The 21,852-nt window shown below is 74.4% G+C and carries 26 protein-coding genes and 1 pseudogene; 11 read left to right on the forward strand and 16 right to left on the reverse strand.

The genetic code is table 11. The features are described 5' to 3' along the window. Positions 1 to 49: 49 nt before the first annotated feature. The 6 genes from AMK13_RS00825 to AMK13_RS00850 form a co-directional block, all read right to left on the reverse strand. Positions 50 to 1,159 carry a threonine aldolase family protein gene (locus AMK13_RS00825; RefSeq protein WP_074000733.1) on the reverse strand — a complete coding sequence of 370 codons (1,110 nt, stop codon included), beginning with the start codon at positions 1,157 to 1,159 and terminating at the stop codon, positions 50 to 52. A gap of 27 nt (positions 1,160 to 1,186) precedes the next feature. Continuing rightward, positions 1,187 to 1,843 (reverse strand): hypothetical protein, encoded by a 657-nt coding sequence (locus AMK13_RS00830; protein WP_074000734.1) that lies wholly within the window; start codon positions 1,841 to 1,843, stop codon positions 1,187 to 1,189. 97 nt (positions 1,844 to 1,940) lie between these two features. Next, a complete protein-coding gene (locus AMK13_RS00835) occupies positions 1,941 to 2,798 on the reverse strand; it encodes an alpha/beta fold hydrolase (protein ID WP_074000735.1) in 858 nt (285 codons plus the stop codon). Positions 2,799 to 3,015: 217 nt separating this feature from the next. Next, positions 3,016 to 3,585, reverse strand: coding sequence for a DUF6939 family protein (locus tag AMK13_RS00840; protein ID WP_074001149.1), 570 nt, complete (start codon positions 3,583 to 3,585; stop codon positions 3,016 to 3,018). 111 nt (positions 3,586 to 3,696) lie between these two features. Beyond that, positions 3,697 to 4,134 (reverse strand): nucleoside deaminase, encoded by a 438-nt coding sequence (locus AMK13_RS00845; RefSeq protein ID WP_074001150.1) that lies wholly within the window; start codon positions 4,132 to 4,134, stop codon positions 3,697 to 3,699. Beyond that, positions 4,131 to 4,940, reverse strand: a complete 810-nt coding sequence (locus tag AMK13_RS00850) for an LLM class flavin-dependent oxidoreductase (RefSeq protein WP_074000736.1) — start codon at positions 4,938 to 4,940, stop codon at positions 4,131 to 4,133. The genes AMK13_RS00845 and AMK13_RS00850 overlap by 4 nt, the downstream gene beginning before the upstream one ends. 93 nt (positions 4,941 to 5,033) lie before the next feature. On the opposite strand from AMK13_RS00850, the gene AMK13_RS00855 reads away from it, so the two are divergent. Next, on the forward strand, positions 5,034 to 5,480 hold the full coding sequence (locus AMK13_RS00855) for an Lrp/AsnC family transcriptional regulator (protein ID WP_074000737.1): 447 nt from the start codon (positions 5,034 to 5,036) through the stop codon (positions 5,478 to 5,480). Between the two features lie 205 nt (positions 5,481 to 5,685). After that, on the forward strand, positions 5,686 to 6,813 hold the full coding sequence (locus AMK13_RS00860) for a serine hydrolase domain-containing protein (protein WP_079271724.1): 1,128 nt from the start codon (positions 5,686 to 5,688) through the stop codon (positions 6,811 to 6,813). A 23-nt stretch (positions 6,814 to 6,836) separates the two neighbouring features. On the opposite strand, the gene AMK13_RS00865 is transcribed toward AMK13_RS00860, so the two are convergent. The 3 genes from AMK13_RS00865 to AMK13_RS00875 all read right to left on the reverse strand — a co-directional run bounded on the left by AMK13_RS00865 (position 6,837) and on the right by AMK13_RS00875 (position 8,246). Next, positions 6,837 to 7,070: a hypothetical protein gene (locus AMK13_RS00865; RefSeq protein WP_049656043.1), complete on the reverse strand. Its 234-nt coding sequence runs from the start codon at positions 7,068 to 7,070 to the stop codon at positions 6,837 to 6,839. Positions 7,071 to 7,221: 151 nt separating this feature from the next. Next, positions 7,222 to 7,755 (reverse strand): winged helix DNA-binding protein, encoded by a 534-nt coding sequence (locus AMK13_RS00870; protein ID WP_079271725.1) that lies wholly within the window; start codon positions 7,753 to 7,755, stop codon positions 7,222 to 7,224. Next, entirely contained in the window at positions 7,752 to 8,246 is a 495-nt protein-coding gene (locus AMK13_RS00875; RefSeq protein WP_074000738.1) for a MarR family winged helix-turn-helix transcriptional regulator, read from the reverse strand. The genes AMK13_RS00870 and AMK13_RS00875 overlap by 4 nt, the downstream gene beginning before the upstream one ends. A 140-nt stretch (positions 8,247 to 8,386) precedes the next feature. Between AMK13_RS00875 and AMK13_RS00880 the strand changes: the two genes are divergently transcribed. Beyond that, positions 8,387 to 9,967, forward strand: coding sequence for a sensor histidine kinase (locus AMK13_RS00880; protein ID WP_198959295.1), 1,581 nt, complete (start codon positions 8,387 to 8,389; stop codon positions 9,965 to 9,967). A 91-nt stretch (positions 9,968 to 10,058) separates the two neighbouring features. Beyond that, positions 10,059 to 10,763 (forward strand): response regulator, encoded by a 705-nt coding sequence (locus tag AMK13_RS00885; protein WP_074000739.1) that lies wholly within the window; start codon positions 10,059 to 10,061, stop codon positions 10,761 to 10,763. 228 nt (positions 10,764 to 10,991) lie between these two features. Here AMK13_RS00885 and AMK13_RS44400 read toward each other — a convergent pair. Continuing rightward, positions 10,992 to 11,327: pseudogene (locus tag AMK13_RS44400) on the reverse strand (phosphatase PAP2 family protein); the annotation flags it as partial. On the opposite strand from AMK13_RS44400, the gene AMK13_RS44405 reads away from it, so the two are divergent. Continuing rightward, complete coding sequence (locus AMK13_RS44405) at positions 11,251 to 11,430, forward strand: hypothetical protein (protein WP_241852751.1); 180 nt, start codon at positions 11,251 to 11,253, stop codon at positions 11,428 to 11,430. The pseudogene AMK13_RS44400 and the gene AMK13_RS44405 overlap by 77 nt on opposite strands. A 320-nt stretch (positions 11,431 to 11,750) precedes the next feature. After that, positions 11,751 to 12,347 (forward strand): alpha/beta hydrolase, encoded by a 597-nt coding sequence (locus AMK13_RS00895; RefSeq protein WP_074000741.1) that lies wholly within the window; start codon positions 11,751 to 11,753, stop codon positions 12,345 to 12,347. Between the two features lie 529 nt (positions 12,348 to 12,876). Here the strand turns inward: AMK13_RS00895 and AMK13_RS00900 are convergent. From AMK13_RS00900 to AMK13_RS00910, 3 genes are read right to left on the reverse strand one after another with little or no spacing between them, the layout of a single operon-like run. Continuing rightward, a complete protein-coding gene (locus tag AMK13_RS00900; protein ID WP_074000742.1) occupies positions 12,877 to 13,293 on the reverse strand; it encodes a type II toxin-antitoxin system VapC family toxin in 417 nt (138 codons plus the stop codon). Beyond that, complete coding sequence (locus tag AMK13_RS00905; RefSeq protein ID WP_074000743.1) at positions 13,290 to 13,583, reverse strand: type II toxin-antitoxin system Phd/YefM family antitoxin; 294 nt, start codon at positions 13,581 to 13,583, stop codon at positions 13,290 to 13,292. The genes AMK13_RS00900 and AMK13_RS00905 overlap by 4 nt, the downstream gene beginning before the upstream one ends. 31 nt (positions 13,584 to 13,614) lie before the next feature. Beyond that, a complete protein-coding gene (locus tag AMK13_RS00910) occupies positions 13,615 to 14,856 on the reverse strand; it encodes an MFS transporter (protein WP_074000744.1) in 1,242 nt (413 codons plus the stop codon). Positions 14,857 to 14,934: 78 nt separating this feature from the next. Here AMK13_RS00910 and AMK13_RS00915 point away from each other — a divergent pair, with 78 nt between their 5' ends. Beyond that, complete coding sequence (locus tag AMK13_RS00915; RefSeq protein WP_074000745.1) at positions 14,935 to 15,297, forward strand: MerR family transcriptional regulator; 363 nt, start codon at positions 14,935 to 14,937, stop codon at positions 15,295 to 15,297. Between the two features lie 61 nt (positions 15,298 to 15,358). Continuing rightward, entirely contained in the window at positions 15,359 to 16,207 is an 849-nt protein-coding gene (locus AMK13_RS00920; RefSeq protein WP_079271728.1) for an alpha/beta fold hydrolase, read from the forward strand. Positions 16,208 to 16,349: 142 nt separating this feature from the next. On the opposite strand, the gene AMK13_RS00925 is transcribed toward AMK13_RS00920, so the two are convergent. After that, positions 16,350 to 17,870 carry an MFS transporter gene (locus tag AMK13_RS00925; protein ID WP_107418636.1) on the reverse strand — a complete coding sequence of 507 codons (1,521 nt, stop codon included), beginning with the start codon at positions 17,868 to 17,870 and terminating at the stop codon, positions 16,350 to 16,352. Positions 17,871 to 17,981: 111 nt separating this feature from the next. Here AMK13_RS00925 and AMK13_RS00930 point away from each other — a divergent pair, with 111 nt between their 5' ends. Next, on the forward strand, positions 17,982 to 18,860 hold the full coding sequence (locus tag AMK13_RS00930; protein WP_074000746.1) for a helix-turn-helix transcriptional regulator: 879 nt from the start codon (positions 17,982 to 17,984) through the stop codon (positions 18,858 to 18,860). A 43-nt stretch (positions 18,861 to 18,903) separates the two neighbouring features. Here AMK13_RS00930 and AMK13_RS00935 read toward each other — a convergent pair whose 3' ends face one another. Together AMK13_RS00935 and AMK13_RS00940 are read right to left on the reverse strand one after the other, a co-directional pair. Further along, entirely contained in the window at positions 18,904 to 19,293 is a 390-nt protein-coding gene (locus tag AMK13_RS00935) for a hypothetical protein (protein ID WP_049657058.1), read from the reverse strand. Continuing rightward, positions 19,290 to 19,865, reverse strand: a complete 576-nt coding sequence (locus tag AMK13_RS00940) for a hypothetical protein (RefSeq protein ID WP_074000747.1) — start codon at positions 19,863 to 19,865, stop codon at positions 19,290 to 19,292. Before AMK13_RS00940 ends, AMK13_RS00935 begins: the two co-directional genes overlap by 4 nt. A gap of 135 nt (positions 19,866 to 20,000) precedes the next feature. On the opposite strand from AMK13_RS00940, the gene AMK13_RS00945 reads away from it, so the two are divergent. Together AMK13_RS00945 and AMK13_RS00950 are read left to right on the forward strand one after the other, a co-directional pair. Then, complete coding sequence (locus tag AMK13_RS00945; RefSeq protein ID WP_074000748.1) at positions 20,001 to 21,215, forward strand: sensor histidine kinase; 1,215 nt, start codon at positions 20,001 to 20,003, stop codon at positions 21,213 to 21,215. Beyond that, a complete protein-coding gene (locus AMK13_RS00950) occupies positions 21,203 to 21,850 on the forward strand; it encodes a response regulator (protein WP_074000749.1) in 648 nt (215 codons plus the stop codon). Before AMK13_RS00945 ends, AMK13_RS00950 begins: the two co-directional genes overlap by 13 nt. Positions 21,851 to 21,852: the final 2 nt, after the last annotated feature.

Below are 21,852 nucleotides of genomic sequence, written 5' to 3' on the forward strand. Positions count from 1 at the left end.
TTTCGCGGTGAATCACCCTCGGGGTGGTGACCCGGCGAGTCTTCCCCGGTCAGGCCTTGGCGGCCATGTCCAGGAAGCGCAGGCCGACCTCCGTCACCTCGTCCGCCGTCCATCCCAGGGCCGGTTCGCCGAGGCTGACTTCGGCCACGGCGAGGCCGGGGGCGGCGTCCTCCCAGTGGGAGACGAACCAGATGCCCTCTTCCTCGGCCAGTGCCAGGTGGGCGGCGTTGAGGGCCTCGGCCGGGTGGGGGAGCCAGAGTTGGTACTCGTGGGTGGGCGGCACCTCGGGGTAGAGGCGGGCGCCGGGGAGGGCGGCCAGGGCCGGGGTGAGGGCGGTGGCGGCGTGGTGGATGTGGGCGGGGATGCGGGGGAGGGCGGTGTCCAGGCCGTGGAGGGCGGCGAGGGCGGCCGGCCACTGCTGGGAGAGCTGGCCGCCGTAGCGGTGGCGCCAGGTGCGGGCGTAGGCGGTGAGGGCCTTGTCGCCGGCGAGGGCGGCGCCGCTGATGCCGCCGAGGTCCTTGTAGTAGGACACGTAGACGCTGTCGGCGAGGGCGGCGATCTCGTCGAGCCGCTTGTCGAAGTGGACCGTGGTGTTCCAGAGCCGGGCGCCGTCGAAGTGCACCCGGGCGCCGGTCTCGCGGGCCGCGGCGACGAGGGCGGTCAGCTCGTCCCAGGTGGGGAGGAGGTAGCCGGGGTCGCGCAGCGGGAGTTCGACGACGAGGGTGCCGAAGGGCTCGCCGACCGCGTGGAGTTCCCCGGGGGTCGGCTGGCGCTGTTCGGTGGTGGGCCAGAGGCCGCGCAGGCCGGTGAGCTGGGTGTAGGCGTGCCGCTCGTGCCGCTCGATGTGGCTGAGCGGGTGCAGCGCCACGGCCGGGTTGCCGGTGCGTTCGGCGTGGTGGCGGAGGGCGACCTGCTGGGCCATCGTCCCGGTGGGGAAGAAGACCGCGTCCTCTTTTCCGAGCAGTGCGGCGGTCCGCTCCTCCAGCTGCCGCACCGGCCCGTCGCTGCCGTAGAAGTCGGGCAGGACGTCCAGACCGTCCAGGGCGGCGAGTTGGGCGAGGCGTTCGCGGATGCTGAGGACGCGGTCGGTGGAGAGGAAGCGCTCGCAGGTCATGCGGGCCGCGCGGCGCCGGCGGAACTCACTCTGGTCGTCGGTCATCCGGCGATTGTCAGCCCGGTGGCGCGGTCAGACCAACCGCTTTTCCCACCGCAGGGCGGGGTGTCCGGGTACCCACGCCGTCTGGGTGTCCGCCGTGACGCGGAGCCGGACGGCGGTGAGGTCGGGGCGCCCGGCCTCCTGCCAGGCGGCGAGGAGCCGCTCGATCTCGTTCCAGAGGGCGGGCCGGCCGCCCTGGTGGACCGTCCAGCCGTAGGTGTCGTCCTGGACCTGGGCGGAGGCGCCGGGGACGGAGAGACAGTAGACCGATTCCAGGTCCTCGCCCGTGGTGACCCAGAACCATGCCTCGGGGAAGGCGAGTTGGACGAGAAAGGCGGGCGTCGGGTCGTTGAGGAGGGTGGGGGAGGTGTCGGTCGGACGCCCGGTGCCGTCGGCACCGGACCAGCCGGGCAGGAACGGCGGGCGGGACGGGCGCGGGACGGCGGCCCGGCCGGTGACCCGGCCCTCGGCGGTGCCGTCGGGGAGCACGGTGAGCTCGACCCGGCCGGCGCCCTCCTGCCAGGTGCCGAGGACGGCCGAGACGGTGCCGCCGGGCCTGGTCTGCCGAACCCAGCCGTAGGGGATCAGGCGGACCGGGTCGGTGGCGCGGACCCCGTCGTACGGCGGGTGGGCGGCGGCGGTCGGGGAGCCGACCTCCAGGATGTTCCGCGGGCCGTCGGGGTTCATCGTCCTCCTCGGGGTGGGGCCGGAGCGGGTCGGGGCCGCGAGGCCGTCCGCCCACGCCGGGATCGACGCGGCGGACGGCCTCCGGCTCCGGTCAGGACTAGGCGGGCAGCAGCGCGGCGATGTCCCCCAGGAGCCGGGCCGCCGGCGCCGGGTCGACCAGCCACTTCAGGTGGCTGCCGGGGAGCGTGTGGACGTCGAAGGGGTTCTCCGGGGTCAGCGCGTCGCCCTCGCGGATCATGCGGTCCTGCATGGCGAGCGGAATGCCGGCGTCCTCGGCCAGCCGGACGTACGACCTGGGGATCCGCCCCCAGGTGTCGGGCCGGGCCCGGTCGTCGGGGGTGCCGGTGTCGAGGTTCTCGTCGGGCTGGAAGGTGTTGAGGAAGAGCATGAACTCGTCGTCCGTGCCGTCGGCGAGGAAGGACGCCTTGAAGGAGGCGAGGACGCCGGGGTCGGCGGTGCGGAAGTTGATGCGCAGCAGACCGAGTTCGGCTGGGTTCCCGACCAGCGCCGCCATCAGCCCCGCGGCGTCGGCCGTGGCCATCTCGGGCTCGGCGTAGTAGGCGTTGATGTCGAGGTCGACGGGGCACCAGGCGGAGACGTAGACGATGCGGTCGACCAGGTCGGGCCGCTGGTTGGCCGCGGCGGTGGCCGTCAGGCCGCCGCGGCTGTGGGAGACGAGGACGACGGGCCCGTTCCGCTTGGCCCGCTCCAGTATCCCGATGAGGTGCGCGACGTTGTCGGCGAGTGTGACGCCCTTGATGGCCCCGGGGGCGATGGCGAGCCCTTCGAGGTCCTGCGGCGCCTGGTAGGCCCGGGGGTACGTCGCGGCGAAGCCGTGGCCGGGGAGGTCGACGGCGACGGAACGGTGTCCGAGGAGGCCGAGTTCGGCCTGGAGCGGCGCGAAGGAGAAGGAGTTCGCGAAAGCCCCGTGGACCAGGACGAAGGTGGGTTGCATCTGTCTACTGCTCACTTTCCGGTCCCCTGCGCCGCACTGGCCGGCCGCGGGGACTGCTTCGTGCGTGGCAGGCGCCGGCGGTCACCTGCGGACGCGCGAGGGCGGCGTGCGAACGGCTGCCCACGGTCCGGTGATTCACCCTACTCAGTGAATGATCATCAGCCCACCCTCCGGCGGCACGGCTTCGGTGCTCCACCGCCCACCGCTCACCCCGGGGTTACTCGGGGTGCGGGTCCGTGCCGTCCTCGGCGGGCCAGCGGCCCTCCGCGTACAGCCGGACGAGCGCGGCGTGGGAGAGCGGGCTGGTGGGGTCGGCGACGTCGCCGTTGGTGGTGTAGTCCAGGAGTACGACCTCGTCCTTCTCCCGGAGCCGCTCGACCAGGTCGGCGGCGCGGTGTTCGAGGACCCATCGGTAGGCCGGCAGGTAGATCCGGCGGCGGGCCGTCTCGTACGACAGGAGCCGGTCGCCGTGCAGGCCGGTCCGGTGGCCCTGGACGGGGCCGAAGCGGCGCACCGTCCGCTTGAGGCCCTTCATCGAGGTGACGTGCAGCTTGGCGGGGTCGACATCGGCGTCCCGGAAGACCTTGAGGGCCTGCCAGATCCCCTCCACGGACTGGCTGGTCGCGCCGTCGCCGTAGGGGACCGGGATGCCGCCGTGCGGGTAGAACGGGCTCAGCCGCACCCACGGGTCCGGCGCCCTGGAGGTGACGTCGACGATCTCCGCGCCGGGGAACGCGGCGGTCAGTGCGGCCGCCGTACGGCGACGGCCGGCGATGTGGATCGGCATGTGCGGGCTCTCCTGCTCGACGGCGCGGGCCACCGAGTGTCCCCGGTGCCACTGACATTCCTCGCCGGGGTGCGGGCGGACGGGAGCGGATCCGGCGCGGGGGGCCGGTGGTCAGGTGCGCCGGTAGTAGGCCGCGACCGGGGCCCGGGCCTCCTCGGGCAGGGCGGGGCCGTCCGTCGGCACCGCCGGCCAGGCGCCCGAGTCGGGGTTGAGCTCGACGAGTTGCTCCGTGGCGAGCGCGTACACGACCCGGCCGATGCCGGAGCGGAGGATGCCCCCTTCGCACATGCCGCAGGGCTGGCAGCTGGTGTACATCGTGGTGCGCGCGGCGGTGTCCGGGGAGAGTTCGCGGGCGGCCCAGCGGGCGAGTTTCAGTTCGGGGTGGGCCGTGATGTCGTCGTCGCGCCGGACGGTGTTGTGGGCCTCGGCGAGGACCTCGCCGTCCGGGCCGGCCAGCAGGGAGCCGTACGGGGCGTCGCCGAGGGCGACCGCGTGGGCGGCGATGGCGATGGCGCGGCGCAGCAGGGCCTCGTCGGCTTCGGTGATCACGCGGTCCTCCATTGGGTGGAGACGGTGGTGAGGGTCCGCCAGGCCTGCCGCGGACGACGGGTGTCCTCCGGATCGCCGTGGTAGGGGTCGAACACGACGGTCTCGGCCCCGAGGTCGCGCAACTGGCGCAGGTCGTCGAGGACCTGGTCGAGGGTGCCGACGCCGGCGGGCCGTTCGGGGTCGTCGACCGGCGCGGTGGTCAGCCGCAGGGCGATGCGGGGGGCGAACCCCGGCACCGGGTGCTCGGCCAGGACCGACCGCATCCGGGCGACGGGGAGCCGCAGCGGGTGCCAGGCGTCGCCGAACCGGACCGCCCGGCGCAGCGCCGCCTCGCTGTGGCCGCCGACCCACACCGGTACCGGCCGGTGGCCCGGTTCGCCCGCCCAGGTGTCCCGCAGTGTGGCCAGGTACTCGTCGGTCAGTCTGCCGCGGGCGCCGAACGGCACGCCGAGGGCCTCGAACTCCCGGCGCGCCCAGCCGATCCCCACGCCCAGGACGAACCGGCCGCCGCTGAGCCGGTCGAGGGTGCTCGCCGTCCGCGCCACCAGCAGCGGGTGCCGGTAGGGCAGGACGAGGACGGTCGTGCCCAGCCGCAGGCCGGGGGCGGTCCCGGCGAGCCAGGACAGCGTGGTGAACGGCTCGTAGAACGGCTCCGGGTACCGCTCGGCCACGTCCGGGGTCACCGCGACGTGGTCCGACACCATGAGGAGGTCGAAGCCGAGGCCCTCCGCGGTCCGGGCCCACTCGCGCAGCACGCCGGGGTCGGTCCCGGGGCCGAAGTTCGGTACGTTGAGGCCAAGTTGCATGGATCGAGGCTATCCCCGTGATCATGGCGGACGGAACGGCATCCTCCCTCTGTCACCTGCGGATCGCCGGGGATTTCCCGGTAGATTCGCGCCATGGCCGTGAATCTTGACGACACCGACTGGGCGATCATCGAGCAGCTGCAACAGGAGGCCCGCATCTCGCTCAGCGAGCTGGGGCGGCGGGTGTCCCTCAGCCCGTCGGCGACCACGGAACGGGTGCGGAACCTGGAGTCGCTGGGCGTCATCACCGGCTACCACGCGACGGTGGACCTGGCGAAGGTCGGCTACCCGGTGCTCGCCGTCGTCCGGCTGAAGTACCCGGGCAACCGGCACGAGCCGCTGCGGCGACTGCTCGCCGAGCGGCGGGAGGTCCTGGAGTGCCTGCGGACCACCGGCGACGACTGCTACACCCTCAAGGTGGCGGCGACCTCCATGGAGCACCTGGAGACCCTGGTGGACGAGCTGGCCGGCTTCGGCAGCACCACCACGAGCGTCGTCTACAGCCGGACGCTGCCGCTGCGCGGGCCCGCTCGGCCCTGATGCCGGAGGGGCGTCGGACTCAGCCCTGATGTCGGAGGGGAGTCGGACGGGAGTCGTCGGAGGGGAGTCGGGAGGGAAAGGTGCTCCCTCGATCGGGGGAGGTCGGCCGGCCGTCGCGCGGACAGACTGGCGATCGTGACCGGGGGTTTCCTACCCCCCACGATTCCACAGGAGTTGACCCGTGCGTCGTTCGCGCATCCGCCACATGGCACTCGCCCTCACGCTCTCGACCGTCGGGGCCGTCGCGGCCGTCGGGGCGTCGGCACCGTCCGCCATGGCGGCACCGGCGGCCGCGCCGGCCGCGGCTTCTTCGGACGCCGTGCAGCAGGGACTGAACGCGCTGGTGCGGACGGACGGGATACCCGCCGCGCTCGCGACCGTCCGGGACGGGCGGGGCCGGACCCGCGACTACACCGCGGGGGTGGGGGACCTGGCCACCGGCGCCAAGGTCCCCGTCGACGGGCAGGTGCGGATCGGCAGCAACACCAAGACCTTCACCGCCGTCGTCGTGCTCCAGCTGGTCGGGGAGGGGAAGGTCGACCTCGACGCCTCCGTCGACACCTACCTCCCCGGCCTGGTCCGCGGAGAGGGCATCGACGGGCACGGCATCACCGTCCGGCAGCTGCTCCAGCACACCAGCGGACTGCCCGACTACGAGGGGCTGCTGGAGGAAACCGCCCTGCGGACCCGGTACTTCGAGCCCCGGGAGCTGCTGGACATGGCCCTCGGGCAGAAGCCCGCCTTCGCGCCCGGGGAGAAGTTCGGCTACAGCAGCACCAACTACGTGCTGGCCGGCCTGATCGTCCAGCGGGTGACCGGACGGCCGATCGCCGAGGAGATCGACCGGCGGATCATCCGGCGCGTCGGGCTGCGGCACACCTACTTCCCGGCCGTGGGCGACCGGACGATCCGGGAGGCCCACCCCAAGGGCTACCGCAGGGATTCCGCCGACGCGCCGCTGACCGACTTCACGGAGCTGGACCCGTCGGCGGCCTGGGCGGCCGGGCAGATGATCTCCACCAACTCGGACCTCAACCGCTTCTTCACCGAACTGCTGGTCCCGGACCGCCTGCTGCCCGCGGCCCAACTCGCCCAGATGCGTACCACCGTCCCGGTCGGCGACGGCATGGCCGCCGGACTGGGCATCTTCAGCCGGACGCTCACCTGCGGCGGGGTCTACTGGGGGCACGGCGGCGACATCCCGGGCTACGAGACCCGGGGCGGCGCCACCGACGACGGCCGTGCCGTGAACATCGCGATGACCACCATCCCGGCCGACTACGCCGTCACCCGGCACCTCGAAGGCGTCGTCGACGCCGCCCTGTGCCGCTGAGGTGGTGACCGGGCCGTGAGCGGTCAGGAGCGGTGGTGGTTCCCCTCGTCGCCGATCACACCGTTCCCGTGGTGGACGGACACGCTGGAGTACGTCGCCCGCATGCGCGTGGCGTGAGCCGTCCGGTGCTGTTCGATCAGCATTCCCTCGGCGTTGTCGGACTGGTGCCGCCGCGCGCGTTCCCGGAGTACCAGGAAGGCCGTGGCACCGACGATGGCGCCGACGAGCGCGACCAGGAACACCGTGACGAAGACCATACCGTCACCTTCCCCCCGTTCGAATGCGTCCAACCTTTATCTCACGGGCGTAGGGCGGTCGCACCCGAGTCGTCGGAACAGTCGGAACAGTCGGGTGGTCGGGACGGCAGACCGTCGCGACGGCCGACTGTTCCGGCGACCGTACGGGGCGTCAGGGGCGGGCCTGTTCGGCGTTCGCGCGCTCCGTGACCAGCGCCAGGACGCGGCCCGCGATGGCGAGGTCCTCGGCCGGGATGCCGGCGTACAGGCGGGCGGTGATCCCGGCGGCCTCGGTGGTGGTGCGCTCGTAGAGTTCGCGGCCGGCCGCTGTGAGGTGCAGCCGGGACGCCTCCGCCGGGTCCTGCGAGAGCAGCCCGGCGGAGGTCAGTTCCCCGATCACGCCGTGGACGACCGACTCCTCGGCCTTCAGCGAGCCGGTGACGTCGCGGACGAGCGCGTCCCGGGCGATGGAGCCGCCCGCGACCGCGACGACCCGGAGCGTCACGCTCTGGTGGAAGGTCGCTCCGTGGCGGTCCAGCACGCCCTCCAGGAGGGCGCGCGCCGCGTAGTGGGCCAGGGCGATGACCCGGCCGTTGACGGCGGTGGGGGCGGTGGGGGCGGTGGGGGCGGTGGGGGCCGTGGCCGGTGCGGCGTTGGCCGTGGTGGCGGTGTTGGTGGCGGTGTCGGGCGCGGCGGCGGTGGTCATGACGGCTCCTCGGCGTTCTCGACGGTCTCGGCGTGCGGCGGATCCAGAGGTGCGTCGAGCAGGGCGGCCAGTTCGCGGGTGAACTCCCGGGCGCGGGGGCTGTCCTGGCCGCCGAGTGGCGCCAGCAGCTGGTCCAGGAGGCCCTGGACCACCGTGATCGCGCGGCGGGTGACGTCGCCGCCCTGCTCGGTGAGCGACAGCTGCATGGCGCGCGGGTCGTCCGGGTCCCGGGTGCGGGCCACCAGCCCGGCGGCCTCCAGGGCGCGGGCGAGCTTGGAGACGTAGAGCGCTTCGAGGCCCGTGTGGTCGGCGAGGCGGCGCTGGCTGGGGCGCAGCCCGGAGCGCGACATGCCGTACAGGGAGGCCAGCACCGCGTACTGGGCGTGCGTCAGACCCAGCGGTGCGACCGCCCGGTCGACCGCCACCCGCCACTTCATCGACAGGCGCCAGACCAGGAATCCTGCGGTGGCGCCCTCAGCTGTTGAACTCACGGCAGATACAGTACATAGCTGCTATGTCCATGGCTACTATTTTCAGGGCCGGGGAATGGGGCTCGGGGTGCCGGGCGGAGCGCCTCGGGCATGACTTTCGACAGATCCGGTGCGGCGGCGGCCCTCGTAGGGTCGTGGGCATGCGGATGAGTGGGGCGGCGCTGCCCGTGGTGGCGTCGGTGTGTATCGGGCTCGGTGTCACGAGCCTCTGGTGGGCGCTGCCGGCGATCGGGTTCTCCTTCCTGGCCGGGCTGCGGATGCAACGGGTGCGGCCGGCGGCAGTGGTGTTCGCCGTGCTGGTCGCGGCCGGGGTGCTGGTGGTCGGGGCGGTGCCCTCCTGGATCGTCCTGGGGCTGCGGTTCGTCGCGCTCGCCGTGAGCACCGGGATGGGCCCCTGGCTGCTGGGCCGGTTCTGGCGGCAGTCGCAGGAACTCGTGCGCGCCGGGTGGGAGCGGGCCGAGCGGCTGGAGCGCGAGCAGCAACTCGTCGCCGAGCAGGCCCGACTGCGCGAACGGGCCCGGATCGCCCAGGACATGCACGACGCCCTCGGCCACGACCTCAGCCTGATCGCCCTGCGCGCCGGGGCCCTCAAGCTCGCCCCCGACCTGGCCCCGCCCCACCGGGAGGCCGTCCAGGAGATCCGGGCGGGCGCGGCCGCCGCCGTCGACCGGCTCGGCGAGGTGATCGGCATCCTGTGCGACGGGGACGAGAGCGGTGGCGCCGCCCGCGCGGCCCACGGACCGGCCGACTCGGACATCCCGCACCTGGTCGCCGAGGCGGCCGCCGCCGGCCTGGACGTCCGCTCGGAGATCACCGGTGAGCCGGACGGGCTCCCGCGCGCCACCGAGCACGCCGCGTACCGGGTGGTGCAGGAGGCGCTGACCAACGCCGCCAAGCACGCACCACGAGCGGCCGTCACCGTGGAGGTGGCGTACTCGGCCGACGGCGCCCGCCTCCGGGTGGTCAACGGCCCCGGGCCTGTGCCCGCGCCCATGCCTGCATCTGCGCCCATGCCCGCACCTGCGCCCGCGTTCACCGTCGCCCGGGCGACGGGCTCGGCACCTGCGTCAACCCCGCGCGGCGCAACGCCCACCGGAACGTTCACCGGAGCGTTCGTCGGCACGTCCGCCGCACCCGCGGGAAGGTCCGCCTCGACGCCTGCCGTGCCGCCCACCGGTGGCCGCGGCCTGGTCGGGCTGGCCGAGCGGGTCCGGCTCGCGGGCGGCACCTTCGCCCACGGCGCCCGCCCGGACGGCGGGTTCGAGGTCGAGGCCACTCTGCCGCGCCGCGCCGCCGGGCCCGTCCCGCTGCCGCCCGCCGCCCCGTCGTCGCCGGTGCGCGAGCTGCGACGGGCGCGGCGCAGGGTGGGCCGTACGCTGGCCGCCGTGGTGCTCGTCCCGCTGGGGACGGCCGTACTGCTGACCGTGGCGCTGCGAGTATGGACGCTCTACGTGGTCAGCCTGTCGGTGCTGGAGCCGGAGGTCTACGCCGCCCTCCAGATGGGGCAGGACCAGGCCTCCGTCGAGCGTCTGCTGCCGGGCCACCGGCTGCCGTACCGCCCGCCGAGCGGGCCGGCGACGCCCGCGCCGCCGCCGGGGGAAGGGGTCTCGTGCGTGTACTACGCCATCACCGCCCAGCTGTTCGTGGACCGGGCCGGCGATGCCTACCGGCTCTGCTTCCAGGACTCCCGGCTGGTCTCGCGGGACGTGCTCGTCTCCTGAAGCCCTGTCTTCCGGCCTTCCACCTCCCGCGCTCCCGCCGCAACTCCCTTTCCCCACCACCTCCGTACCGAGCGACCGACAGGAGCCACCGATGACCACCGCACCGATCCGGGTGCTGCTCGCCGACGACGAGCCCATGATCCGCGCGGGACTGCGCGCGGTGCTCGCCACCGACCCGGGCATCGAGATCGTCGCCGAGACCGGGGACGGCCGGGAGGCCGTCGAACTGGTCCGGCGCCACCGGCCGGACGTCGCCGTACTGGACATCCGGATGCCCGGGACGGACGGCATCACGGCCGCCGCCGAGATCCGCCGGAACGGCCTGGCCACCGGAGTACTCATGCTGACCACCTTCGGTGAGGACGACTACATCCTGCGCGCGCTCAGCGGCGGCGCGAACGGCTTCCTGATCAAGTCCGGCGAGCCCGAGGAACTGCTCGCCGGGGTGCACGCGGTGGCCGGAGGGGCGGCCTACCTCTCACCCAAAGTGGCCGCCCGGGTGGTCGCCCACCTGGCCGCCACCGGGGCCGGCGGCCCCGCCGACCGGCGTGCCGGCGCCCGGGAGCAGGTGGCCGCCCTGACCACCCGGGAACGGGACGTGCTGACGCTGATCGCCGCCGGGCTGTCCAACGGTCAGATCGCCCGTCGGCTGGGGGTGGTGGAAGGCACCGTGAAGGCCCATGTGAGCTCCATCCTGGCCCGGTTGGGCGTGGCCAACCGGGCGGCCGCCGCCGTCCTCGCGCACGAGGCCGGACTGACCCTCGGCGCGACCTGCGCGGGCGGTCCACGGGACTGAGGCCGCCGCGCCCGGGGCGGTGCCGGAGCCGGAGCCGGAACCCGCGCCTGAGCTGGAGCCTGAGCCCGAGCCCGGGGCCGACGGTATCGGCGGTGCCGACAGCAGCCGCCCAAGGACCGGCACCCCGGCCAGGGCCGTCATGGCGGTGGTGGCCGCCGGCCGCAGGGCGAGGACCGCCGCCGCCGTGACCGTGCCGCCGAGCGCGGCACCGGCGATCACGTCATGCGGGTAGTGCACCCCGGCCGCCACCCTCAGCGCTGCCGTGGCGCCGCCGACGGGTATGACCAGCAGCGCCCAGCGCGGGCGCAGCAGCACCAGCCCCGTGGCCAGCGCGACCGCCAGGGTGGCGTGGTTGCTGGGGAAGGACCAGTCGCCCGGCGGCGGACACGCGGCGACCGCCGTGCCCGGCAGCCCGGTGAGCGCCCGGCAGGGCCGCTCCTCGTCGAGGACCACCTTCAGCACCTCGCTCGCCCCGTAGGCCAGCACCGTGCCCAGCCCGACCAGCGCCACCCCCGCGACCACCCCGGCGGCCCGCCGGGCCCGGGCCGTCCACCAGCAGAACACCAGCAGGAGACCCAGCACCAGCAGCCCGACCTCGGTGGCCGGCTCCAGCAGCGAGGCCACCGCGTGCGGGGCCTCGCCGACGGCCTCCGCCACCCGCCGGTAGCCGCCGGCCGACCACCCGGCCGACACCCGCACCGGCCCCGCCCCGCCACCCCGCTCCGGCGCCAGCCACGCCACCACCCCGGCCCCCGCGCAGAGCAGGGCCACGGCGAGGACGGGCCTGGGCCTCACCCTGGGCTTGGCCCTGGGCCTGGCGGTGGCCCTGGCGGCGCCGGTCTGCCTCGAATTCCTGTCCGTGTACGTCATGGTCCGGACGGTAGAGGCCGAGACCCCCTTGGCACCCGACCCGAAAGTCAAGCAATGCCCCTGACGATGGTCAGGGTTGACATCACGTCACAGCGACCGGCCACGTACCCTGCGCCCATGCCGGATCCCTCCCCGCTCGCCGTCCCCACCCGCTTCGACGGAGCCCCCGACCGTGTCGCGCTCGTCGTCCCGGGCATCGGGTACACGCCCGCCAGGCCCCTCCTCCACTTCGCCCGCTCGGTGCTCCTCCGGCACGGCTGGACGGTCCAGGAGCTGTGGTGGCAACTCCCGGACGAGTTCCGGGCGTTCGAGCCGAAGGACCGGACCGCCTGGGTCGAGCGGCAGGTCGCCGAGGCCGTCGACGCCGAGCGCGGCGCCTGCCGCCTGCTCGTCGGCAAGTCCCTGGCCTCCTTCGCCTGCGGCGTCGCCGCCGACCGCGGCCTCGCCGCAGCCTGGCTGACCCCCGTCCTGACCTCCGAGCCGGTCGCCCGCGCCCTCGCCCGCGCCGAAGCCCCGACCCTCCTCGTCGGCGGCGGCGCCGACAAGCTGTGGGACCGCCGGACCGCCGAATCGACCGGACACGAGGTCCTCGAAGTACCCGCCGCCGACCACGGTCTGGAGCTGCCGGACGACCCCCTGGGCTCGATCGACGTCCTGCGGCAGGTCACCTCCCGCCTGGACCGCTTCGTCGCCTCCCTGGCGACGAGGGAGTAGGGACGGAAGCCCTGCGGGGCAGAGACCGCCGTGGCCGGGCCGAGCCGCTGCTACCGGTGCGGCCGCACCGGCTTCGCAAGCCAGGCCGTCGGCCGCCGGGCGACCGGGGCTGTCCGCAGGGGAGCCTGTTCGTGTCGCATGCCTGGATCCAAGGGGATTGGCCGCCGCGGGAGCCCGGCTTCGGCTCGGGCATGGCCTGCCGGCGCCGACCGCGGGGACCGGCACCAGGCCAGGGAGCGGCCGCGCCCGGCCGCTTGAAGCATCACGTGGTCACCGCCGGCCGGGGCACACCGCCGGCCACCGCCACGACGTCACCCGGCTGCTGCTGCCGCCACTGCCGCACGCGATTCCGCGCATCCGTGGGAAGACGGTCGGCCGCGCCAACGGCCGCGGCGGTTGTTCCCCGACCGCGGCTACGACGTCGACAGGTATCACTGCCTGGTTTCGTGGAAGCGCGGCAGCGAGCCGGTCACCGCCCGCCGGTGCCACCGTCCGGCGCCGACGTGGCCAAGGGCGCCCGGGCGCCCGCTTACCGGGAGTCGGTCGGCCGTCCGGGCGCGACCACTGGCAGGTCTCGCTCCTCGGCTGCGTCGGCCAGGCGCTTGTCGTAGGTGATGAAGGCGGTGAGCGCGTGCTCGAGGTGCTCGGCAGTGGCGAGGTGGATGGCGTCGAGGGTGCGGAGGTGTCGGGTGGGGGACTGGCAGGCGGCCCTGAGGACGGGTTCGGAGAGCCGGACGCGGAGAAGCCGGTCGAACAGGTCCACCGACGCGTCCAGCAACTCCTGTGGTGCGCCGACCCGGATCAGCGCGCGCGGCACCTCGACCTGGGCCAGCGCGCTGGTCGCGTGGCCCTCGGAGCCGTGCGAGGAGAGGAACGTGCGCAGTGCGGTGGATTCGTCCTCAGGCACCAGAAGTTTGAGGATCGCGCGTGAGTCGAGGTAGATCAATGGCCTTCCTCCTCCCGCATGGCGTGCAGGGCGTCGGCGGCCGACGCGAGCCCGGCGCCGGATTCGGGCAACGTCCAGTCGGCCAGGCCACGCGCGGTGGCGGCGTTCTCGGGGGCGATCGTGCCGTCTCGAACGAGGTCCTCCAGCACCCGCTGTTCCGGGTCGGGCGGCGCGAGGACGGCGATCAGCCGCCCGTTGCGGGTGATCTCCACGCGTTCGCCGGCCGCGACCCGGTCGATCAACTCGCTGGCGTGCTGCTGGAGCTGTCGGATGCGGACTCTGGCTGTCATACGACTCACGGTAGAGCCAGGCGTGCGGCGATTACGAGGAATGTGCGTCGACTTCACACGAACGAGTGCCGCCATGCCCCGGGAACCCGTGCCGGCGCCCGCCGATGGTGGTGGTGAGGGCGGCGGCCAGCAGGACGAGGGCGGACCAGGGCAGGGCGGTCGGCCCGGCGTGGTCGAGGAGGAGGCCGCCGGCCAGGCCGCCGATGGCGATGCCGAGGTTCCAGCAGGTGACGAGCAGCGACTGGGCGATGTCCCCGGCCAGGCCGGCCGCGTCGGCGACGGCGGTCTGGAGGAGGGTGGCGGCGCCGCCGAAGCCGAGGCCCCAGAGCGCGGCGGCGGCGTAGGCGGGCCGGCCGGTCGAACCGAGCAGGGCGGCGGCGAGGAGCAGGGCCGCGGCCGCGAGGAGGACGGAGGCGGCGATGGTCAGGGGGCGCAGGTACCGGTCGATGAGGGCGCCGGTGCCGAGGATGCTCACCAGCGAGGACAGTCCGATGACGAGCAGGACGGTGTCCGTCCGGCCGTCGAGCCCCAGCGGCGCGAGCAGGGCGGCGACGTACGTGTAGAGGACGTTGTGGGCGAGCACGAAGGTCGCGGTGACGGCCAGGACGGTGGCCACGCCCGGCGTCCGCAGCACCCGTCGGACGGGGACGCGGGCCTGGTCGGCGCGGCCGGGCAGTGGCGGGAGCGCGAGCAGCATCCAGCCGGTCAGTGCCACGGCGATCACGCTCATCAGCCCGAAGGTGACCCGCCAGCCCACCAGGCCGGCGAGCAGGGTGCCGGCGGGCACGCCCACCGACAGGGCGACGGTCGAGCCGGCCATGGCGACGGCCATCGCCCGTCCGCGCTGTTCCGGCGCGACGATGCCGCGGGCGTACCCGGCCAGTAGTGCCCAGAGCAGTCCCGCGACCAGGCCGGCCGCGAACCGGGCGGCCATGGTGAGCGGGTAGTCGGGTGAGACGGCGGTGACGGCGTTGGCCGCGGCGAAGCCGCCGACGGCGACCAGCAGCAGGCGCTTGCGTGGCAGGCGGCCGGTGACGGCGGTCAGCGGGATGGCGGCCGCGATGGAGCCGACGGCGTAGAGGGTGACGGACTGCCCGGCAGCGGACTGGCCGACGCCGAGGTCGGCGCTCATCGCGGGCAGTACTCCGGCGGGCAGGGCCTCGGTCATGATCGTGACGAATCCGGCGGTGCTCATGGCCAGCAGTGCGGGCCAGGGGAGCCTCGGTACGGGGGCCACCGGCTGTGCGGGGGTGCGGAGTTCGGGAGTGGGCATGGGCCCGATCGTCTATCGTTGACATTCGTGTCAAGGTCCAGCCGGGATGGCGCCGGCCCGGGGTGAGGGTGGTCACACATGCGCATCGGCGAGCTCGCCCGGCGGGCGGAGACCACTCCGCGCCTGCTGCGCTACTACGAGCAGCAGGGGCTGATCACACCGCGCCGTGAGGCGAACGGCTACCGCGCGTACGACGAGTACCTCGTGGACCGGGTGCTGCAGATCCGCGGGCTGCTGGACGCGGGGCTGCCGACCCGGATCATCAAGCAGATCTTGCCCTGCCTGGACGCCCCACGGACGATCCACTTCGCCGACGCCACACCGGAGATGCTCGCCACCCTGGAGTCCGAGACGGACCGGATGACCCGCCGGATCCTGTGCCTGACACGCAACCGGGACGCCATCCGGGAGTACCTGGACGTGGTCAAGGGCCTCTCCTGATCCACCACCCGGACTCGACGGCTTGACCTTGCCACGGGTGTCAGGGTTGGACGCTGCCGTCATGACCGACACGACCGACCTGAACGACGCCGTCGCCGCGACCGACACGACCGTCGCGACCGCTCCCGCGATCCACCACACCGCCTTCGGCGACGGCACCCCGATCGTCCTGATCCACGGCTACACCGTCGACCACCGCGTCCTGCTCCCGCTCGAACCCGCCTTCGCCGACCGCCCCGGCTGGCGGCGCCTCTACCTCGACCTCCCTGGCCATGGCGCCAGCCCCCGGCTGTCGGGCCCGACCTCGGCGGCCGCCCTGGCCGAGGCGCTCTCCGGGTGGATCGAGGCCCAGGTCGGCAGGCGGCCCTTCGCCGTGGTCGGGCAGTCCTTCGGCGGCCAGCTGGCCCGGGCGGTGACCGCGCGCTTCGGCGAGCAGGTGCTGGGCTCGGCGCTGCTGGTGCCGGTGGTGCGCTGGGGTGCCGACCGCGACCTGCCGGAGGAGTCCGTGGTCGAACGCGACGAGGACCTCCTCGCCCGTCTCCCGGCGGCCGACCGCGACCTGTTCCGGCACGTCATGGCCCGCCACACCGGCCCGAGTTGGGAGCTGTTCCAGCGGTACGTCCGGCCCGGCTGGGAGGCGCACGACCGGGCGGCCGCCGCCGAGCTCGAAGCCGACTTCCTGCTGCCGCACTGGCCCGAGCACCGGGCCGCGCGGCACCGCGGCCGCCACCTGCTGGTCACCACCCGGCAGGACGCCCTGGTCGGCTGGCGCGACCAGCTCGCCCTGCTCGACCACTACCCCCGGATGGCCGCCGCCGTCCTCGACGGCGTCGGCCACAACCCCCAGGTCGAGGCCGCCGATACCGTCCGCACCTTGGTCGGCCGCTGGCTCGACGCGCTCCCGCGCTGAGGGCCGGCGCCGGGAACGCCGACGGCCCTGGGAACGCTGACGGCCCCGCGACCGGTCGTACCGGTCGCGAGGCCGTCCACCGCCGCAGGAGTCCGGAGCTCGGAACCCGTGAACCGGCCCCCGGAGCCCCCGGAGCCACGGCTCAGCCGATGGAGCGGGGCAGGCGGGTGGTCAGGTACAGGATGGTGAAGGACCCGAGGAGCTGGATGCCCAGGCAGAGGGCGAGCGCGCGGTCCATGCCGAGGACGGGGGAGAGGGAGAGGTAAAGGGTGCCGAGGGTGGCGACGCCGAGCGCGAGGCTGGACTGCTGGCCGGTGGCGAGGACGCCGCTGCCGACGCCGGCCCGGGCGGCGGGCACCTTGGCGAGGACGACCCGGAACAGCGGGGTGCCGATCAGGCCCTGCCCGATGCCGGCGAGGGCGACGCCCGGGGCCATCCGCAGCGGGGAGAAGTGCGACCAGTCGGCCAGGACGGTCAGGGCGAGGGTGGCGAGGCCGGCGGCCTGGACGACGGCGCCCGCGCTGAGCACCCGGCTGCCCCAGCGGCCGATCAGCCGCGGGCCGGCGAGCGAGGCGGAGAAGTAGCCGACGGCCATCGGGACGAGCGCCCAGCCGGCCGCGACCGGGCCGAGCCTGAGGCCCTGCTGGAGGGCGACCGCGATGACGAACATGAAGCCGCCGAAGCCCGCGAAGTAGGGGAGCGCGATGCCGAGGCCGCGCCGCATCTCCGGGATGCGCAGCAGGGACGGCGGCACCAGCGGGGTGTCCCCGCGCCGCTCGGCGCGCCGCTCGACGACACCGAAGGCGACGGCGAAGACGGGGAACAGCGCCAGCAGCACCCAGGACCAGAGCGGCCAGCCGGCGGCCCGGCCCTCCATCAGCGGGACGAGCAGGGAGAGCAGCGTGGCGGTGAGCAGGACGGTGCCGGGGACGTCGACCCGGGCGGCCGTGGTGGACCGGCTCTCCGGGACGTAGCGGACCGCGAGCACCACGGCGAGCAGCGCGAACGGCACGTTCAGCAGGAACACCGAGCGCCAGCCGGTGCCGAACAGGTCGGCGGCGACCAGCATCCCGCCGAGCACCTGCCCGATCACCACCGAGATCCCGCCGACGGCGCCGTAGACGCTGAGCGCGCGGCCGCGCCGGGCGCCCTCGGTGGCGGCGGTGATGGTGCCGAGCACCTGCGGGATCAGCAGTGCGGCCGAGGCGCCCTGGGCGGCCCGGGCGGCGACCAGGGACCACGCGCCGGGGGCGAGGCCGCAGGCCAGCGAGGTGAGGGCGAAGGCGACGGCGCCGATGACGAAGAGCCGGCGGCGGCCGTAGCTGTCGCCGAGGCGTCCGCCGAGGACGAGCAGGACGGCGAAGGCGATGCCGTAGCCGGCGGCGACCAGTTCCAGGACGGCGGGTCCGGCGGCCAGGTCGTGGTCGATGGTGGGCAGGGCGACGTTGACGATGAAGAAGTCGAGCATCGGCAGGAAGGCGCCGAGCAGGACGGTGACCAGTCCGGCGGTGCCGAGGGTGGCGGCGGGACCGGTGGAGCCGGTGGCGGGACCGGTAGGACCGGTGGAGCCGGCCGGCCCGGTGCCGGAGGTACGGGCGGCCGCGCTGCCCGGGGTGGTGGCGGCGCGGCTCGATGCGGGGGCGACGGTGAGTGGTTGGGTCACGGGTCCTACGATCCGCCGCGCCGTACCCTGGTACCAGAGTGTGGTTATCCAGGTATAAGAAGTACCTGGCAACAGGCTTACGGCTGGCGCATGCTGGGGAGCATGAGCCTGATGACCCCCGCCGCGCAAGACGCCGCGCACAGCGCCGCACAGCGCCGGAGCGCCCCCGGCGAAGCCCGTCGGCACGAGCTGGCCGCGTTCCTGCGCAGCCGCCGCGAGCGCCTCGGGCCCGAGCAGGTGGGCCTGCCGATGACCGGCCGCCGCCGGACACCGGGGCTGCGCCGGGAGGAGGTCGCCCAGCTCGCCGCGGTCGGGGTGACCTGGTACACGTGGCTGGAGCAGGCGCGGGACATCCAGGTGTCCGCCCAGGTGCTGGACGCGGTGGCCCGGGCGCTGCTGCTGGACCCGAGTGAGCGCGCCCACCTGTTCACCCTGGCCGGCACGGACGACCCGGCGCCGGTGAAGGAGTGCCCCTCGGTGACCCCGAGCGTGCGGCTGCTGCTGGAGCGGCTGGCGCCGTACCCCGCCGTGGTGCTCAACTCCCGCTACCAGGTGCTGGCGTACAACGCCCAGTACACCGCGGTCGTCGGCGACCTCGACCGGATGGCTCCCGAGGACCGGAACCTGATGTGGATGGCGTTCACGCCCTCGCAGTTCCGCGAGGTGCTGATCGACTACCGCACCGAGCGCCTCGGCATGGTGGCCCGGTTCCGCTCGGCGATGGCCGACCACAGCTCGGAGCCGGCCTGGAAGGCGCTGCTGGCCCGGCTGCTCAAGGCCTCGCCGGACTTCGCGGAGGTCTGGCAGCGGCACGACGTGATGCGGCCGGGCAACGGGATCAAGCGCTTCCAGGTGCCGGACGTCGGGCTGCTGCGCTGCGAGTACACCAACTTCTGGCTCAGCCCGCAGTTGGGGACACGGATGATCACGTACACCCCGCTGGACGACGAGACCCGCGCGCTGATGGACCGCCTGCCCACCGGGGCCTAGGGAGTTCCTCGGGCTCGCGTCGGCCGGGCGGCGTCGACGTGCCTCAGCCCCGTACCGCCGCGTCCCGCCCGAGCCGCAGGCACACCACGGCGAGCGGCAGTTCTATGCAGGAGGCCATGACCAGCGCGGCGAGCACCGCGTGGCCCGGCCCGGCGCAGGCGATGTCGGCCAGCGCGTCCCCGGTGAGCAGCAGGGCCACCGCCGCGCCCGCCCACAGCGCGGCGGGGCTGCGGCGGCGCAGCAGCGCGTCCAGCGAGAGCAGGGCGGCGAACTCGGTGAGGTCGAGCACGACCCACGGGGTCTCGTGGCAGACGGCGAGGACCGCCAGCCAGGGCAGCAGCGCGACCGCGGCCAGGACCGGGACCTGGGCGAAGCGCGCGGGCAGGACGGACGAACGGGCGGGGCCGAGGGCAAGGGCGAAGGTGCCGCTCACGCCGCACCCCGGCCGCGCTCCCGGACCCGCTCCAGCGGCAGCCGCTCGGCGGCCCCGCCCGCCGTGTGCTCGACCCGCACCGCGTCGAACGGCCCCTCGGCCCAGGCGACCCAGAACCGGTCGGCCACCGTGACCGCCTCGGCCGTCGAGCACACCCGGCGGAACGGCCGCCGCCCGATGAACACCACCGCGGGCGCCGTGCCGTCGGCCGCCAGCCGGCCCCAGGCCAGCACGTGCCGGCTCCGCCCGGCGGAGGGGCAGTGCCGGGCCCCGCGCAGCAGGTGCGGGGTGAGCCGGGCGGCGACCAGGACGTCGGCCAACTCCCCGTACTGGTACAGCTCCAGCGCGGCGCGGCCGCGGCCGGACGCGACGCAGCGGACCGACCAGGGGCCGGCCCCGGCGGGCAGCGCGCCCTCCGGCAGCTCCCCTTCCTGCAGCGTCTCCTCCGGCAGGGCTCCTGCCGGCAGCGCCCGCTCCGGCAGCGCCTCCTGGGCCGCCGCCGCTCCGGCGGCACTCCCGGGGCCGGGCCGCCCGTGCGGCGGAGTGGCGGAGTGCGGTGCAGTGCTCGTCATGCCCTCAAGCCTTCCGCCCGGACCCCCCTCCTGTCGGTGGTGCTCCACACCGAATCGGGGGTGTAGCTAGCTACACCCCCATCGGGAACCCCCCTTCATGGCGGCTCGTGATCACCGGGCCCTACGCTGTCGGCCATGCCCTCCACCACGTTGCGCCGAGCGTTCGTCAGGAGCCTCCGGCGCCCCCCGTGGTCGCCCGAGGTCTGGCGGGACGTCCGCTTCACCGCCGCCGGGATACCCGTGGCGCTGCCGGTCTGGCTGGCCGTCACCGAGTCGAAGCTGCTCTTCCCGGTGCTCGCCGCCGTCCTGCTCTGCACCCACCCGCTGACCGCCGTCCAACGCGGCCGGCTGCGCGCCCTGTACGGGGTGGAGGTGCCGCGGCTGCGCCCGCCGACGGGGCGCCGGGTCTGGCTGCTCGGGGTGACCTGGCGCCAGGTCCTCCACCACCTGGTGGCCGGCCCGCTGCTGGCGGCGGGCGCCCTGGTGGTGCTGTACGCCTGGGCGGCCGCCGTGGTGCTGGCCACCGTGTACGGCTGGATCTGGCTGCTGCCCGCCGGCACCGCGCTGCGCACCGGCCTCGCCGGGGAGGACGTCCTGCTCACCCTCGGCGGGGTGCTGCTGCTGGCGGTGCTCCCGCTGTCGGGCACCCAGCTGGCCCGGCTGGAGGTGTGGGTGGCCCGGCGGCTGCTCGGCCCGGACCGGGCGGAGGCGCTGGAGCGGCGGGTCGAGGAGATCGCCGAGAGCCGGGCCGGCCTGGTCGACGCGGTGGACGCCGAGCGCCGCCGGATCGAGCGCGACCTGCACGACGGCGCCCAGCAGCGGCTCACCTCCCTCGCGATGAACCTGGGCCTGGCCCGGCGCACCCTCAAGGACGTGCCGCCCGAGGTGATGCAGGTGATCATCGACGCGCACGAGGAGGCCCAGGCGGCCATCGACGAGCTGCGCGACCTGGTCCGCGGCCTGCACCCCGCCGTCCTGGAGGACCGCGGCCTGGACGCGGCGCTGTCCGGCATCGCCGCTCGCGCCCCGCTGCCGGTGCGCCTGGACGTCGACCTCTCCGAGCAGATCGCCCCGACCGTCGAGGCGGTCGCCTACTTCACCGTCTCCGAGGCGCTCACCAACGTGGCCAAGCACGCCAGGGCCCGCCGGGTCGACCTCTCGGTGCGGACGACCGGCGGCCGGCTGCGCCTGGTCATCAGCGACGACGGCGTGGGCGGCGCGGACGCCTCGCGCGGCACCGGGCTCACCGGTCTGCGCAAGCGCGCCGCCTCGGTCGACGGCACGATGTCCGTTCTCAGCCCCCTCGGGGGCCCCACCACCATCACCGTGGAGTTGCCGTGCGCGCTGTGATCGCCGAGGACTCGGTCCTGCTGAGGGTCGGCCTGGTCAAGGTCCTGGAGGCGGTGGGCTTCGAGGTCGTGGCCGCCGTCGGGGACGCCACCGAACTGCTGGCCGCCGTCGAGGAGCACCGCCCGAAGGTGGTGGTGGCCGACGTCCGGATGCCCCCGGGCTTCAGCGACGAGGGGGTGAAGGCGGCGATGGTGATCCGCCGGCAGTGGCCGGACACCGCCGTCCTGCTGCTCTCCCAGTACGTGGAGGAGCGCTACGCCGCGGACCTGCTGGCGACCAACACCAGCGGCGTCGGCTACCTGCTCAAGCAGCGGGTCGCCAACGTCGACGACTTCGTGGACGCGCTCCAGCGGGTCGCCGAGGGCGGCACCGCGCTGGACCCGGAGGTGGTCGCCCAGCTGCTGGTGCGCCGCCGGCACCGGGACCCGGTGGAGAAGCTGACCCCGCGCGAGCGCGACGTGCTCGCACTGATGGCGGAGGGCCGCTCCAACGCGGCGATCGCCGGCTCGCTGGTGGTCAGCGACAGCGCGGTGGCCAAGCACATCAACTCGATCTTCACCAAGCTCGAACTGCCGCAGGCCGAGGACAGCCACCGCCGGGTGATGGCGGTGCTGCGCTTCCTGGAGGTCGGGTAGCG

The organism is Streptomyces sp. CB02056, assembly GCF_001905545.1.
Lineage (GTDB): Bacteria > Actinomycetota > Actinomycetes > Streptomycetales > Streptomycetaceae > Kitasatospora.